The sequence below is a fragment of the Staphylococcus sp. SA22 genome, from assembly GCF_054165785.1.
The window spans coordinates 221,011-235,265 of the sequence record NZ_JBSZQY010000003.1 but is presented as its reverse complement, the minus strand read 5'-3'; the positions used below and the strand labels follow the sequence as shown (position 1 = coordinate 235,265).

Annotated in this window: 14 protein-coding genes; all 14 read left to right on the top strand. The window is 32.1% G+C overall.

The features are described from left to right. Positions 1-4 precede the first annotated feature (4 nt). The 14 genes from capA to capN are packed head-to-tail and all read left to right on the top strand — an operon-like array spanning position 5 to position 14,217. Positions 5-673, top strand: coding sequence for a capsular polysaccharide type 5/8 biosynthesis protein CapA (gene capA, locus ACXQH5_RS04900; RefSeq protein ID WP_000446300.1), 669 nt, complete (start codon positions 5-7; stop codon positions 671-673). Between the two features lie 15 nt (positions 674-688). Then, positions 689-1,375, top strand: coding sequence for a type 8 capsular polysaccharide synthesis protein Cap8B (gene cap8B / locus ACXQH5_RS04895; protein WP_000037326.1), 687 nt, complete (start codon positions 689-691; stop codon positions 1,373-1,375). 2 nt (positions 1,376-1,377) lie between these two features. After that, positions 1,378-2,142, top strand: a complete 765-nt coding sequence (gene cap8C, locus ACXQH5_RS04890; protein ID WP_000565290.1) for a type 8 capsular polysaccharide synthesis protein Cap8C — start codon at positions 1,378-1,380, stop codon at positions 2,140-2,142. 19 nt (positions 2,143-2,161) lie between these two features. Further along, positions 2,162-3,985, top strand: coding sequence for a type 8 capsular polysaccharide synthesis protein Cap8D (cap8D, locus tag ACXQH5_RS04885; RefSeq protein WP_000940777.1), 1,824 nt, complete (start codon positions 2,162-2,164; stop codon positions 3,983-3,985). Beyond that, positions 3,975-5,003 carry a type 8 capsular polysaccharide synthesis protein Cap8E gene (gene cap8E / locus ACXQH5_RS04880; protein ID WP_000459065.1) on the top strand — a complete coding sequence of 343 codons (1,029 nt, stop codon included), beginning with the start codon at positions 3,975-3,977 and terminating at the stop codon, positions 5,001-5,003. The genes cap8D and cap8E overlap by 11 nt, the downstream gene beginning before the upstream one ends. Before the next feature lie 12 nt (positions 5,004-5,015). Continuing rightward, positions 5,016-6,125: a type 8 capsular polysaccharide synthesis protein Cap8F gene (gene cap8F, locus ACXQH5_RS04875; RefSeq protein ID WP_001028285.1), complete on the top strand. Its 1,110-nt coding sequence runs from the start codon at positions 5,016-5,018 to the stop codon at positions 6,123-6,125. 3 nt (positions 6,126-6,128) lie between these two features. Next, on the top strand, positions 6,129-7,253 hold the full coding sequence (gene cap8G, locus ACXQH5_RS04870) for a type 8 capsular polysaccharide synthesis protein Cap8G (RefSeq protein ID WP_000413171.1): 1,125 nt from the start codon (positions 6,129-6,131) through the stop codon (positions 7,251-7,253). 2 nt (positions 7,254-7,255) lie between these two features. After that, complete coding sequence (gene cap8H / locus ACXQH5_RS04865) at positions 7,256-8,335, top strand: type 8 capsular polysaccharide synthesis protein Cap8H (RefSeq protein WP_001216931.1); 1,080 nt, start codon at positions 7,256-7,258, stop codon at positions 8,333-8,335. Continuing rightward, the gene (cap8I, locus tag ACXQH5_RS04860; RefSeq protein WP_001034054.1) at positions 8,328-9,722 is read left to right on the top strand and encodes a type 8 capsular polysaccharide synthesis protein Cap8I; all 1,395 of its coding nucleotides are present in this window, start codon (positions 8,328-8,330) and stop codon (positions 9,720-9,722) included. The genes cap8H and cap8I overlap by 8 nt, the downstream gene beginning before the upstream one ends. Beyond that, positions 9,719-10,276, top strand: a complete 558-nt coding sequence (cap8J, locus tag ACXQH5_RS04855; protein WP_000636151.1) for a type 8 capsular polysaccharide synthesis protein Cap8J — start codon at positions 9,719-9,721, stop codon at positions 10,274-10,276. The genes cap8I and cap8J overlap by 4 nt, the downstream gene beginning before the upstream one ends. Positions 10,277-10,284: 8 nt before the next feature. Then, a complete protein-coding gene (gene cap8K / locus ACXQH5_RS04850; RefSeq protein ID WP_001238811.1) occupies positions 10,285-11,523 on the top strand; it encodes a type 8 capsular polysaccharide synthesis protein Cap8K in 1,239 nt (412 codons plus the stop codon). 33 nt (positions 11,524-11,556) lie between these two features. After that, positions 11,557-12,762: a type 8 capsular polysaccharide synthesis protein Cap8L gene (gene cap8L / locus ACXQH5_RS04845; protein ID WP_001291009.1), complete on the top strand. Its 1,206-nt coding sequence runs from the start codon at positions 11,557-11,559 to the stop codon at positions 12,760-12,762. A 10-nt stretch (positions 12,763-12,772) separates the two neighbouring features. After that, entirely contained in the window at positions 12,773-13,330 is a 558-nt protein-coding gene (cap8M, locus tag ACXQH5_RS04840; protein ID WP_000825102.1) for a type 8 capsular polysaccharide synthesis protein Cap8M, read from the top strand. Then, entirely contained in the window at positions 13,330-14,217 is an 888-nt protein-coding gene (capN, locus tag ACXQH5_RS04835) for a capsular polysaccharide type 5/8 biosynthesis epimerase CapN (RefSeq protein WP_001230666.1), read from the top strand. The genes cap8M and capN overlap by 1 nt, the downstream gene beginning before the upstream one ends. Positions 14,218-14,255: the final 38 nt, after the last annotated feature.

The following is a 14,255-nucleotide window of genomic DNA, read 5'->3' as shown; positions in this document are numbered from 1 at the left end:
AATAATGGAAAGTACATTAGAATTAACAAAAATTAAAGAAGTATTACAAAAAAACTTGAAGATTTTAATTATTTTACCGCTATTATTTTTAATTATAAGCGCGATTGTTACATTCTTCGTCTTATCACCTAAATATCAAGCTAATACTCAAATTTTAGTGAATCAAACTAAGGGTGACAATCCTCAGTTTATGGCGCAAGAGGTTCAAAGTAATATTCAACTTGTAAATACGTATAAAGAAATTGTTAAAAGTCCTAGAATTTTAGATGAGGTGTCAAAGGACTTAAATGATAAGTATTCACCATCTAAATTATCGAGTATGTTGACAATTACAAACCAAGAAAATACGCAACTTATCAACATCCAAGTTAAAAGTGGTCATAAACAAGATTCGGAAAAAATTGCGAATAGCTTCGCTAAAGTTACAAGTAAACAAATACCGAAGATTATGAGTGTGGATAACGTATCAATTTTATCTAAAGCAGACGGTACAGCAGTTAAAGTCGCACCAAAAACTGTAGTGAATCTAATCGGTGCATTCTTTTTAGGATTAGTTGTCGCGCTTATATATATCTTCTTCAAAGTCATTTTCGATAAGCGAATTAAAGATGAAGAAGATGTAGAGAAAGAATTAGGATTGCCTGTATTGGGTTCAATTCAAAAATATAATTAAGGATGGTTGCTACTTATGTCAAAGAAGGAAAATACGACAACAACACTATTTGTGTATGAAAAACCAAAATCAACAATTAGTGAAAAGTTTCGTGGTATACGTTCAAACATCATGTTTTCAAAAGCAAATGGTGAAGTAAAGCGCTTATTGGTTACTTCTGAAAAGCCTGGTGCAGGTAAAAGTACAGTTGTATCGAATGTAGCGATTACTTATGCACAAGCAGGCTATAAGACGTTAGTTATTGATGGCGATATGCGTAAGCCAACACAAAACTATATTTTTAATGAGCAAAATAATAATGGACTATCAAGCTTAATCATTGGTAGAACGACTATGTCAGAAGCAATTACGTCGACAGAAATTGATAATTTAGATTTACTAACAGCTGGTCCTGTACCTCCAAATCCATCTGAGTTAATTGGGTCTGAAAGGTTCAAAGAATTAGTTGATATGTTTAATAAACGTTACGACATTATTATTGTCGATACACCGCCAGTTAATACCGTGACTGATGCACAACTATATGCGCGTGCTATTAAAGATAGTCTGTTAGTAATTGATAGTGAAAAAAATGATAAAAATGAAGTTAAAAAAGCTAAAACACTTATGGAAAAAGCAGGCAGTAACATTCTAGGCGTCATTTTAAATAAGGCAAAAGTAGATAAATCTTCTAGTTATTATCACTATTATGGAGATGAATAAGTATGATTGATATTCATAACCATATATTGCCTAATATCGATGACGGTCCGACAAATGAAACAGAGATGCTGGCTCTTTTAAAACAAGCGACAACACAAGGTGTTACAGAAATCATTGTAACATCACATCACTTACATCCTCGATATACCACACCTATAGAAAAAGTGAAATCATGTTTAAACCATATTGAAAGCTTAGAGGAAGTACAAGCACTGAATCTAAAGTTTTATTATGGTCAGGAAATAAGAATTACCGATCAAATCCTTAATGATATTGATCGAAAAGTTATTACCGGTATTAATGATTCACGTTATTTACTAATAGAATTCCCATCAAATGAAGTTCCACACTATACTGATCAATTATTTTTCGAATTACAGAGTAAAGGCTTTGTACCGATTATTGCACATCCAGAGCGGAATAAAGCTATAAGTCAAAACCTTGACATACTATACGATTTAATTAACAAAGGTGCTTTAAGTCAAGTGACAACGGCGTCATTAGCGGGTATTTCCGGTAAAAAAATTAGAAAATTAGCAATTCAAATGATTGAAAACAATCTGACACATTTCATCGGTTCAGATGCGCATAACACAGAAATCAGACCGTTCTTATTGAAAGACTTATTTAATGATAAGAAATTACGTGATTATTATGAAGATATGAACGGATTTATTAGTAATGCGAAGTTAGTTGTTGATGATAAAAAAATTCCTAAACGAATGCCACAACAAGATTATAAACAGAAAAGATGGTTTGGGTTATAAACAGCAAATGAGGGGTTTTATGGCACATTTATCTGTGAAATTGCGGCTTTTAATACTAGCATTAATCGATTCACTGATAGTGACATTTTCAGTATTCGTAAGTTATTACATTTTAGAACCGTATTTCAAAACATATTCTGTCAAATTATTAATATTGGCAGCTATATCACTATTCATATCGCATCATATTTCAGCATTTATTTTTAATATGTATCATCGAGCGTGGGAATATGCCAGTGTGAGTGAATTGATATTAATTGTTAAAGCTGTGACGACATCTATCGTTATTACGATGGTGGTCGTGACAATTGTTACAGGCAATAGACCGTTTTTTAGATTGTATTTAATCACTTGGATGATGCACTTGATTTTAATAGGTGGCTCAAGGTTATTTTGGCGTATTTATCGGAAATACCTTGGAGGTAAGTCATTTAATAAGAAGCCAACTTTAGTTGTTGGTGCTGGCCAAGCAGGTTCAATGCTGATTAGACAAATGTTGAAAAGTGATGAAATGAAACTTGAACCGGTATTAGCAGTCGATGATGACGAACATAAACGCAATATCACAATTACTGAGGGTGTAAAAGTCCAAGGTAAAATTGCGGATATTCCAGAACTAGTGAGGAAATATAAGATTAAAAAAATCATCATTGCAATTCCAACCATTGGTCAAGAGCGTTTGAAAGAAATTAATAATATTTGCCATATGGATGGCGTTGAGTTATTGAAAATGCCAAACATAGAAGACGTCATGTCTGGTGAGTTAGAAGTGAACCAGCTGAAAAAAGTTGAAGTAGAAGATTTATTAGGCAGAGATCCTGTTGAATTAGATATGGATATGATATCAAATGAATTGACGAATAAAACTATTTTAGTTACGGGTGCAGGTGGTTCAATAGGATCAGAAATTTGTAGACAAGTTTGTAATTTCTATCCAGAACGTATTATTCTACTTGGCCATGGTGAAAACAGTATTTATTTAATCAATCGTGAATTGCGAAATCGCTTCGGAAAAAATATTGATATTGTTCCTATTATAGCGGATGTGCAAAATAGAGCGCGTATGTTTGAAATTATGGAAATGTATAAACCATACGCAGTTTATCATGCAGCAGCACACAAGCACGTGCCGTTAATGGAAGACAACCCTGAAGAAGCAGTACGTAATAATATTTTAGGTACGAAAAATACTGCTGAAGCTGCAAAAAATGCAGAGGTAAAGAAATTCGTTATGATTTCTACGGATAAAGCCGTTAATCCACCTAATGTCATGGGAGCTTCAAAGCGAATTGCAGAAATGATTATTCAAAGTTTAAATGATGAAACGCATCGAACAAATTTTGTTGCAGTGAGATTTGGTAATGTACTTGGATCGAGAGGATCTGTGATTCCACTTTTCAAAAGTCAAATTGAAGAAGGTGGGCCAGTTACTGTGACACATCCTGAAATGACACGTTACTTTATGACAATTCCTGAAGCTTCTAGACTAGTTTTGCAGGCAGGGGCATTAGCAGAAGGCGGCGAAGTATTTGTACTAGATATGGGAGAACCAGTGAAAATTGTAGATTTAGCACGTAATTTAATTAAGCTAAGTGGTAAAAAAGAAGACGACATACGCATTACTTATACAGGGATTAGACCCGGCGAAAAAATGTTTGAAGAGCTTATGAATAAAGATGAGGTTCATCCTGAACAAGTATTTGAAAAAATTTATCGTGGCAAAGTACAACATATGAAATGTAATGAAGTTGAAGCGATTATTCAAGACATCGTCAATGACTTTAGTAAAGAAAAAATTATTAACTATGCCAATGGCAAAAAGGGAGATAATTATGTTCGATGACAAAATTTTATTAATTACTGGGGGCACAGGATCATTCGGTAATGCTGTTATGAAACGGTTTTTAGATTCTAATATTAAAGAAATTCGTATTTTTTCACGCGATGAGAAAAAACAAGATGACATTCGAAAAAAATATAATAATTCAAAATTAAAGTTCTACATTGGTGATGTGCGTGATAGTCAAAGTGTAGAAACAGCAATGCGAGATGTTGATTACGTATTCCATGCAGCAGCTTTAAAACAAGTGCCGTCATGTGAATTCTTTCCAGTTGAGGCAGTGAAGACAAATATTATTGGTACAGAAAATGTCTTACAAAGTGCTATTCATCAAAATGTTAAAAAAGTCATATGTTTATCTACAGATAAGGCAGCGTATCCTATTAATGCTATGGGTATTTCGAAAGCAATGATGGAAAAAGTATTCGTAGCCAAATCAAGAAATATTCGTAGTGAACAAACGCTTATTTGCGGTACAAGATACGGTAATGTGATGGCTTCAAGAGGATCAGTAATTCCTTTGTTTATCGAAAAAATCAAAGCTGGAGAACCTTTAACGATTACAGATCCTGAAATGACAAGATTTTTAATGAGCTTAGAAGATGCGGTAGAACTAGTTGTTCATGCATTTAAGCATGCAGAGACAGGCGATATTATGGTTCAAAAAGCACCAAGCTCAACGGTAGGGGATCTTGCGACCGCATTATTAGAATTGTTTGAAGCTGATAATGCAATTGAAATCATTGGTACGCGACATGGAGAGAAAAAAGCAGAAACATTGTTGACGAGAGAAGAATACGCACAATGTGAAGATATGGGTGATTATTTTAGAGTGCCGGCAGACTCCAGAGATTTAAATTATAGTAATTATGTTGAAACCGGTAACGAAAAGATTACGCAATCTTATGAATATAACTCCGATAATACACATATTTTAACGGTGGAAGAGATAAAAGAAAAACTTTTAACACTAGAATATGTTAGAAACGAATTGAATGATTATAAAGCTTCAATGAGATAGGAGAGATTGACGTTGAATATTGTAATTACAGGAGCAAAGGGTTTTGTAGGAAAAAACTTGAAAGCAGATTTAACATCAACGACAGATCATCATATTTTCGAAGTACATCGACAAACTAAAGAGGAAGAATTAGAGTCAGCGTTGTTGAAAGCAGACTTTGTCGTGCATTTAGCGGGAGTGAATCGACCTGAACATGACAAAGAATTCAGCTTAGGAAACGTGAGTTATTTAGATCATGTATTTGATATATTAACTAGAAATACGAAAAAGCCGGCGATATTACTATCGTCTTCAATACAAGCAACACAAAATAATCCTTATGGTGAGAGTAAGTTGCAAGGTGAACAGCTATTAAGACAATATGCCGAAGAGTATGGCAATACGGTTTATATTTATCGCTGGCCAAATTTATTCGGCAAGTGGTGTAAGCCAAATTATAACTCAGTTATAGCAACATTTTGTTACAAAATTGCACGTAACGAAGAGATTCAAGTTAATAATCGGGACGTTGAACTAACGCTAAACTACGTGGATGATATCATTGCTGAAATAAAACGTGCTATTGAAGGAAATCCAACGATTGAAAATGGTGTACCTACAGTACCAAATGTATTTAAAGTGACATTGGGAGAAATTGTAGATTTATTATACAAGTTCAAACAGTCACGTCTCGATCGAACATTGCCGAAATTAGATAACTTGTTTGAAAAAGATTTGTATAGTACGTATTTAAGCTATCTACCTAGTACAGACTTTAGTTATCCCTTACTTATGAATGTGGATGATAGGGGTTCTTTTACAGAATTTATAAAAACACCGGATCGTGGTCAAGTTTCTGTAAATATTTCTAAACCAGGTATTACTAAAGGTAATCACTGGCATCATACTAAAAACGAAAAATTTCTAGTCGTATCAGGTAAAGGGGTAATTCGTTTTAGACATGTTAATGATGATGAAATCATTGAATATTACGTTTCTGGCGACAAATTAGAAGTTGTAGACATACCAGTAGGATACACACATAATATTGAAAATTTAGGCGACACAGATATGGTAACTATTATGTGGGTGAATGAAATGTTTGATCCAAATCAGCCAGATACGTATTTCTTGGAGGTATAGCGTATGGAAAAACTAAAATTAATGACAATAGTTGGTACAAGGCCTGAAATCATTCGCTTATCATCAACGATTAAAGCATGTGATCAATATTTTAATCAGATATTAGTACACACTGGTCAAAATTATGATTATACATTGAATCAAATTTTCTTTGATGATTTGGAATTAAGACAACCGGACCACTACTTAGAGGCAGTTGGAAGTAACCTCGGAGAAACGATGGGGAATATTATTGCGAAGACATATGATGTTTTATTACGCGAACAACCAGATGCACTTTTAATTCTTGGTGATACAAATAGTTGTTTAGCAGCAGTATCTGCTAAACGCTTAAAGATTCCTGTGTTCCATATGGAAGCGGGTAATAGATGCTTTGATCAGAATGTACCTGAAGAAATCAATCGTAAAATTGTTGACCATGTCAGTGATGTGAATCTACCTTATACGGAACATAGCAGACGGTATTTATTAGATGAAGGCTTCAATAAAGCGAATATCTTTGTGACAGGATCACCGATGACAGAAGTGATAGAAGCGCATCGAGATAAAATTAATCACAGTGACGTTTTAAATAAACTAGGATTAGAACCGCAACAATACATTTTAGTATCTGCGCATAGAGAAGAGAATATCGATAATGAAAAGAATTTTAAATCATTAATGAATGCGATAAATGATATTGCCAAAAAGTATAAAATGCCTGTGATTTATTCAACGCATCCAAGAAGTTGGAAGAAAATTGAAGAAAGTAAATTTGAATTTGATCCATTAGTTAAACAGCTAAAGCCATTTGGTTTCTTTGATTATAATGCATTGCAAAAAGATGCATTTGTTGTGCTATCAGATAGTGGAACATTGTCAGAAGAGTCGTCTATTTTGAAGTTCCCTGGTGTCCTTATTCGAACTTCCACAGAAAGACCGGAAGTACTAGATAAAGGTACGGTTATTGTAGGTGGTATTACCTATAACAATCTAATCCAATCCGTTGAACTAGCAAGAGAGATGCAAAACAATAACGAACCGATGATTGATGCTATTGATTATAAAGACACTAACGTTTCGACAAAAGTAGTTAAAATTATTCAAAGTTATAAAGATATTATCAATCGAAATACTTGGAGGAAATGACGATGAGGATAGCGATTCTTGGCGCTACTAACATTAAGCATATGTCATTATTATCACATTATTTAAACCACATTGATTTGAATATCAATGAGGTGGACATTATATACACTGACAAATATGATATCGAAGAACATATCCAAGGCATCAATAATTACTATAAATATAAAGTAGATATTAAAGAAGATTGGACATTTATCAAAAAAGCTATTGCTTACTATCGATTTAGGCCGTACGCTATGAAAATTCTTAAAGAAAATCATTATGATTTTGTCATAGTATGGGGAAGTTATACAGGACACTTATTTAAAAGTTTTTTAGAAAAACACTATAAAAATAAATTCATTTTAAATATAAGGGACTACTTTTTTGAAAATAATAAACTTATTAAGTATAGAATGAAAAAAATCGTTGATGCTAGCAGGCTGACAACATTATCTTCAGAAGGTTTTCTTAAATTTTTACCTAAATCTGAAAAATATAGAATTATTTATAGTTATAACATGAGTATTATTAGAGAAAGTAATGTGACCGATGGATTCAAAAAAAGATGGCCAATTAATATAGGTTTTATTGGTAATGTTAGATTTAATGAGATAAATCAAAAATTGATAAAGGAACTGGCAAATGATTCAAGGTTCCATATGCAATATTTTGGAACAGGGTCGGAAAAATTAGAAGTCTTTGCTCGAGAAAATTTTATTAATAATATTACATTTTCTGGCGGTTTTGACTTGAAAGAAACCCCAAAATATTTAAATAAAATTGATATACTTAATAATTTGTTTGGTAATCAAAATATTGCTTTAGATACTGCTTTATCCATAAGAATGTATTATGCGTTGTTTTTAAACAAACCTATTATTACAACAGACGATACATTCACCGCTACAGAAGCTAATAAATTCGGACTGGGTTTTAGTGTTAATCCAGAAAATTTAAAAGGTATTGGTGATGAATTGATGGATTGGTATAACAATTTGGATGTAATGGACATTAATCATAAAAGAGAAGCTTATAGAAACGATGTAATTGAAAATAATAAACAGTTCTATCAAGAGATAGGCAGGATATTTAATGAATAAGATATATAATGTCACTTCATATGTTATTGCCATTTTAATGTTTCCTTGCCTTATGTTAGGTGATAAACCTTTATTATTTTTAGCACCTATAAGTTATGGAGTAGGAAAGCTCTTTATAAGCTTCTCGAATAATCCGAATTTTAAATTTTCGAAAATTGTATACGATGTTTTAGGTTTTCTTAGATTAGTATTTATACCTGCTATGATAGTGTTTTTCCAGGATTCAACTATAGATAATTTACCATTAGGACAAGCTTATTTTAATCAAGCGGTTATTTATATGAGTGTGGAGTTTATCATAGGATCGCTATTTATATTGATACTATCTAAATTATTCAAACATGAAGTGGTATCAAGAAATAGCTTTACACTTTCTGGATCATCAATTTATTACATTGTGTTTGGTCTTGTTATTTGTGGGATTTTTGTAGCTTTTCCCGAAGTGCGCAAAAACATATCATTTTTAATTATTAAAACAGATGCAATGGGAAGAGGAACCGAAGCAACAAGTGGTTTAAATGTCCTTTTTGTAATGCTATTTCAACTTGCCTTAGCGTTATTATTCTTAATAATCGCATATGCTTCATATAAAAAGTATAAAGAGAATCCTAAAATTATTTATGTTGTATTGCCGCTAGCTATAGGAATTTTAAATATTAGTTTAATTGTTGGTGAAAGAAGAAGTTATCAACTTTATACGATGGTTGCTGTTTTAACAGTGGTGTCACTCTTGTTTTCTAAACACAAAAGACGTATCAATATCATTATTATATCTGTTGGTATTTTCGTATTAGCATTGATGACACTATATAAAGAATTGTATGTGTTTAATTATAGTTCATATAGCGAGGCGTTAAATAGTACAAGTGTAAGTAATCTTAAGATAGTTGACACGTTGCAGTCATATTTTTATGGACCTAGCAATATTGCAGCTTCTATAGACTATTTGAATTACTATAATGGTTCGTTCAAACAATATTTATTTGATAATACTAGAGCTGTTTTTGGGTTTAATTTCTTTGTAGATAAAAAGCAGTTGATTACTAGCCAACTTTTTAACCAATTGATATATGGTAGTAAACAATTGACTGGGCATCTAATTTCGAGTGCTGGATATGGAATTATTTATTTTGGACCCTTATTCTTCTATTTGAATTTAATTGCAAATATCTTTTTTGCATTTCTGAGTGAGTATATTATTCGGAAGAGTCATTCGTTAGAAGTGATATTTATCGGTACATATATTTATATGAGACTTATTACGAGTATTTTTAGTCACCCGACACCATTAATCACATTGATTTCTATGATTTTAGTTGTATATGTTATAGCTATTATCCCAGGCATTATAATAAAAAAATTTACTAAAAAAGTAGGGATAGAATGATTGTAAAAACATTTATGAAATCGAAAATATTTAGATTAATGAATACACCACTATTATTATTTTATAAGAAAGAATATTTAACTGGATATTATTTTGAAAATAAAGTGGCTGGATGGTTATGGGCATGGAAAGCTGTTCCGTTCAAGTTGTTAGGAATAAATACGAGCTTGCCATTTCCTGCAGATATAACTGTTAGAATGCATAACCCTAATAACATTGTTTTTGATAAAAATGATATTCATATTTTCCAATCGCCCGGGACGTATTTTAATAATTTTTCAGCAGTTATATATATAGGTAGAGGTGTTTATATAGCGCCTAACGTAGGTATTATTACAGCTAATCATAATATTAAAAATTTGAAGTCACATGCACCAGGTGAAGATGTCAAAATAGGGAATTATAGTTGGATTGGAATGAACTCAGTTATATTACCAGGAGTAGAATTGGGGGAACATACAATTGTAGGGGCTGGGTCGGTTGTAACAAAAAGTTTTCCAGAAGGTAACGTTGTTATAGGTGGAAATCCAGCGAAAGTCATCAAGAAAATCTGAGGTTAATTATGAGATTAAATAAATTTATTGGCGATTCGTTCTTAATGATTTTAAGCAGTGGCATCGCTCAAGTCATATTAATCATCACTACCCCAATTATTACAAGACTATATTCACCTACAGAATTTGGTGAGTTTACAATTTTTTCAAATATCGCAATGATTTTAATACCAATAATAAATGCAAGATACGATTTGTTGATTGTGAATACCAAAAATGACCGTAGTGCTAATATACTTTCACAAATCAGTTTTTTGATATCATTGCTTATTTTATTAATACTGATACCAATATTTGCGATTAGTGCATGGTTATACCCAAACTTTATATTAGATTTTATTTTCATTATTATTATGTTGTTTTTGGTAAGTTTAACAAACATTTTTACAAATTATCTAAATAAGGAAAGAAAATATAAAGTGTTAAGTTTGATTAATGTGTTTAGAGCTGGATCAATGGCTTTACTTCAAATCATTTTCGGACTTTTAGCATTAGGAAGTCTAGGATTAATTATTGGTTTTTCATTATCCTATATCGCAGGCATTACACTAGGATATAAAACGTTTAAAAAGCACTTTAATATTGTGAGAGATAAAGAAGAAACTAAAGCATTATTTTTAGAAAATAAAAATCAGTTAGTTTATTCAACACCATCAATATTATTAAATAGTTTGTCTTTCTCGGTTGTTGTGTTCTTTATAGGTATTTTGTATACCAATACAGAAGTAGGTATTTATGGTATGGCCATAAGAGTACTAGGCATACCAGTGACAATTATTTCTTTAGGGTTATCAAAAATATTTATGCAACAAGCTAATGACTATTATATTGAGCATGGTAACTTCCGAAATTTATTACTTAAATTTAGTTCCATACTGGTTATAGTTTCTATAATTCTTTATGTGCCACTTTATTTGTTCAGTGAAGAATTAGTCAATATATTATTAGGACACAGCTGGGTTGACGCAATTACAGTTATAAAAATTGTTATCCCATTATTTGTTATAAGACTGATTGTATCAACGGTATCACTTTCTGTGATTGTATTACAAAAACAACAGTTAGAATTAATACTACAAGCGTTATTTTTAATAGGTACTACTGTAACATTTGTTATATCAAAAATGCTTAATTTAACTTTTTTAAATTTTGTATCTATTAATACAGTTGTTTTAATCGTATCGTACATGATATTTTTCATAGCACTCTATTATTTTGCTAAAAATAAACAGTTCAAAAATTCTTAGTCTAAATTCATTAATAAAAAGGACGTCGATTAGATGAGTGAAAAAAAGATTTTGATTTTATGTCAGTATTTTTATCCGGAATATGTATCTTCTGCGACGTTACCAACTCAATTGGCGGAAGATTTAATTGCGAATCACATTAATGTCGATGTCATGTGTGGATGGCCATATGAATATAGTAATCATAAACAGGTTGCTAAAACCGAGATGCATCGTGGTATTCGCATTCGACGTCTCAAGTATTCGAGGTTTAATAACAAAAGTAAGGTTGGAAGGATCATCAATTTCTTTAGTTTATTTTCAAAATTCGTGATTAATATACCTAAAATGTTGAAATATGATCAGATTCTTGTTTACTCTAATCCACCAATCTTGCCATTAATACCAGACGTTCTACACAGACTGCTTAAGAAAAAATATTCTTTTGTGGTGTATGATATAGCACCTGATAATGCGATTAAGACAGGTGCAACACGTCCAGGTAGCATGATTGATAAACTGATGCGTTACATTAATAAACATGTCTACAAGAATGCTGAAAATGTCATTGTCCTTGGTACGGAAATGAAAAACTACTTAGTAAATCATCAAATTTCTAAAAATCCTGATAATATTCATGTGATTCCTAATTGGTATGACATGCGTCAGTTACAAGACAATCGTATCTATAATGACACATTTAAAGCTTACCGTGAGCAATACGACAAAATTTTATTGTATAGCGGTAATATGGGGCAGTTACAGGATATGGAGACACTTATCTCATTTTTAAAATTAAATAAGGATCAGCCTCAAACGTTAACAATACTTTGTGGTCATGGTAAGAAATTTGCAGATGTCAAAACGGCAATAGAAGACCATCGTATTGAAAATGTTAAAATGTTTGAGTTTTTAACAGGTACAGACTATGCTGACGTATTAAAAATTGCGGATGTATGTATTGCATCGCTGATTAAAGAAGGCGTCGGTTTAGGCGTTCCGAGCAAGAATTATGGCTACCTTGCAGCTAAGAAACCGTTGGTACTCATCATGGATAAGCAATCTGATATCGTTCAACATGTTGAACAATATGATGCGGGTATCCAAATTGATAATGGCGATGCACATGCCATTTATAACTTCATCAACACTCACTCGAGTAAGGAATTGCACGAGATGGGTGAGCGCGCACATCAACTGTTTAAAGATAAATATACGAGAGAAATTAATACTATGAAGTATTACAATCTGTTGAAGTGAGGAGATAATTATGAAGCGATTATTCGATGTAGTGAGTTCAATATATGGTTTAGTAGTTTTAAGTCCGATTCTGTTAATTACAGCATTACTAATTAAAATGGAATCATCTGGACCAGCCATTTTCAAACAAAAAAGACCGACGATTAATAATGAATTGTTTAATATTTATAAGTTTAGATCAATGAAAATAGACACACCTAATGTTGCAACTGATTTAATGGATTCAACATCGTATATAACAAAGACAGGGAAGGTCATTCGTAAGACCTCTATTGATGAATTGCCACAATTATTGAATGTTTTAAAAGGAGAAATGTCAATTGTAGGTCCTAGACCAGCTCTTTATAATCAATACGAATTAATTGAAAAACGTACAAAAGCGAACGTGCATACAATTAGACCAGGTGTAACAGGGCTAGCTCAAGTGATGGGGAGAGATGATATTACTGATGATCAAAAAGTAGCGTATGATCATTATTACTTAACACATCAATCTATGATGCTTGATATGTATATCATATATAAAACAATTAAAAATATCGTTACTTCAGAAGGTGTGCATCACTAATGAGAAAAAATATTTTAATTACAGGCATACATGGATATATCGGTAATGCTTTAAAAGATAAGCTTATTGAACAAGGACATCAAGTGGATCAAATTAATGTTAGGAATCAATTATGGAAGTCGACCTCGTTCAAAGATTATGATGTTTTAATTCATACAGCAGCTTTGGTTCACAACAATTCACCTCAAGCAAGGCTATCTGATTATATGCAAGTGAATATGTTGCTTACGAAACAATTGGCACAAAAGGCTAAAGCTGAAGACATTAAACAATTTATTTTTATGAGTACTATGGCAGTTTATGGAAAAGAAGGTCAGGTTGGTAAATCAGATCAAATTGATACACAAACACCAATGAATCCTACGACCAATTATGGTATTTCCAAAAAGTTCGCTGAACAAGCATTACAAGCGTTGATTAGTGATTCGTTTAAAGTTGCAATTGTGAGACCACCAATGATTTATGGTGCACATTGCCCAGGAAATTTCCAACGGTTAATGCAATTGTCAAAGCGATTGCCAATCATTCCAAATATTAACAATCAGCGCAGTGCATTATATATTAAACATCTGACAGCATTTATTGATCAATTAATATCATTAGAAGTGACAGGAGTGTATCATCCTCAAGATAGTTTTTACTTTGATACATCGTCAGTAATGTATGAAATACGTCGCCAATCACATCGTAAAACGGTATTGATCAACATGCCTTCAATGCTAAATAAGTATTTTAATAAGTTGTCGGTATTTAGAAAATTATTCGGCAATTTAACATACAGCAATACGTTATATGAAAATAATAATGCACTTGAAGTTATTCCTGGAAAAATGTCACTTGTTATTGCGGACATCATGGATGAAACGACAACCAAAGATAAGGCATAAGTCATCTATTAAATAAAATCAACATACAAATCGTTTTA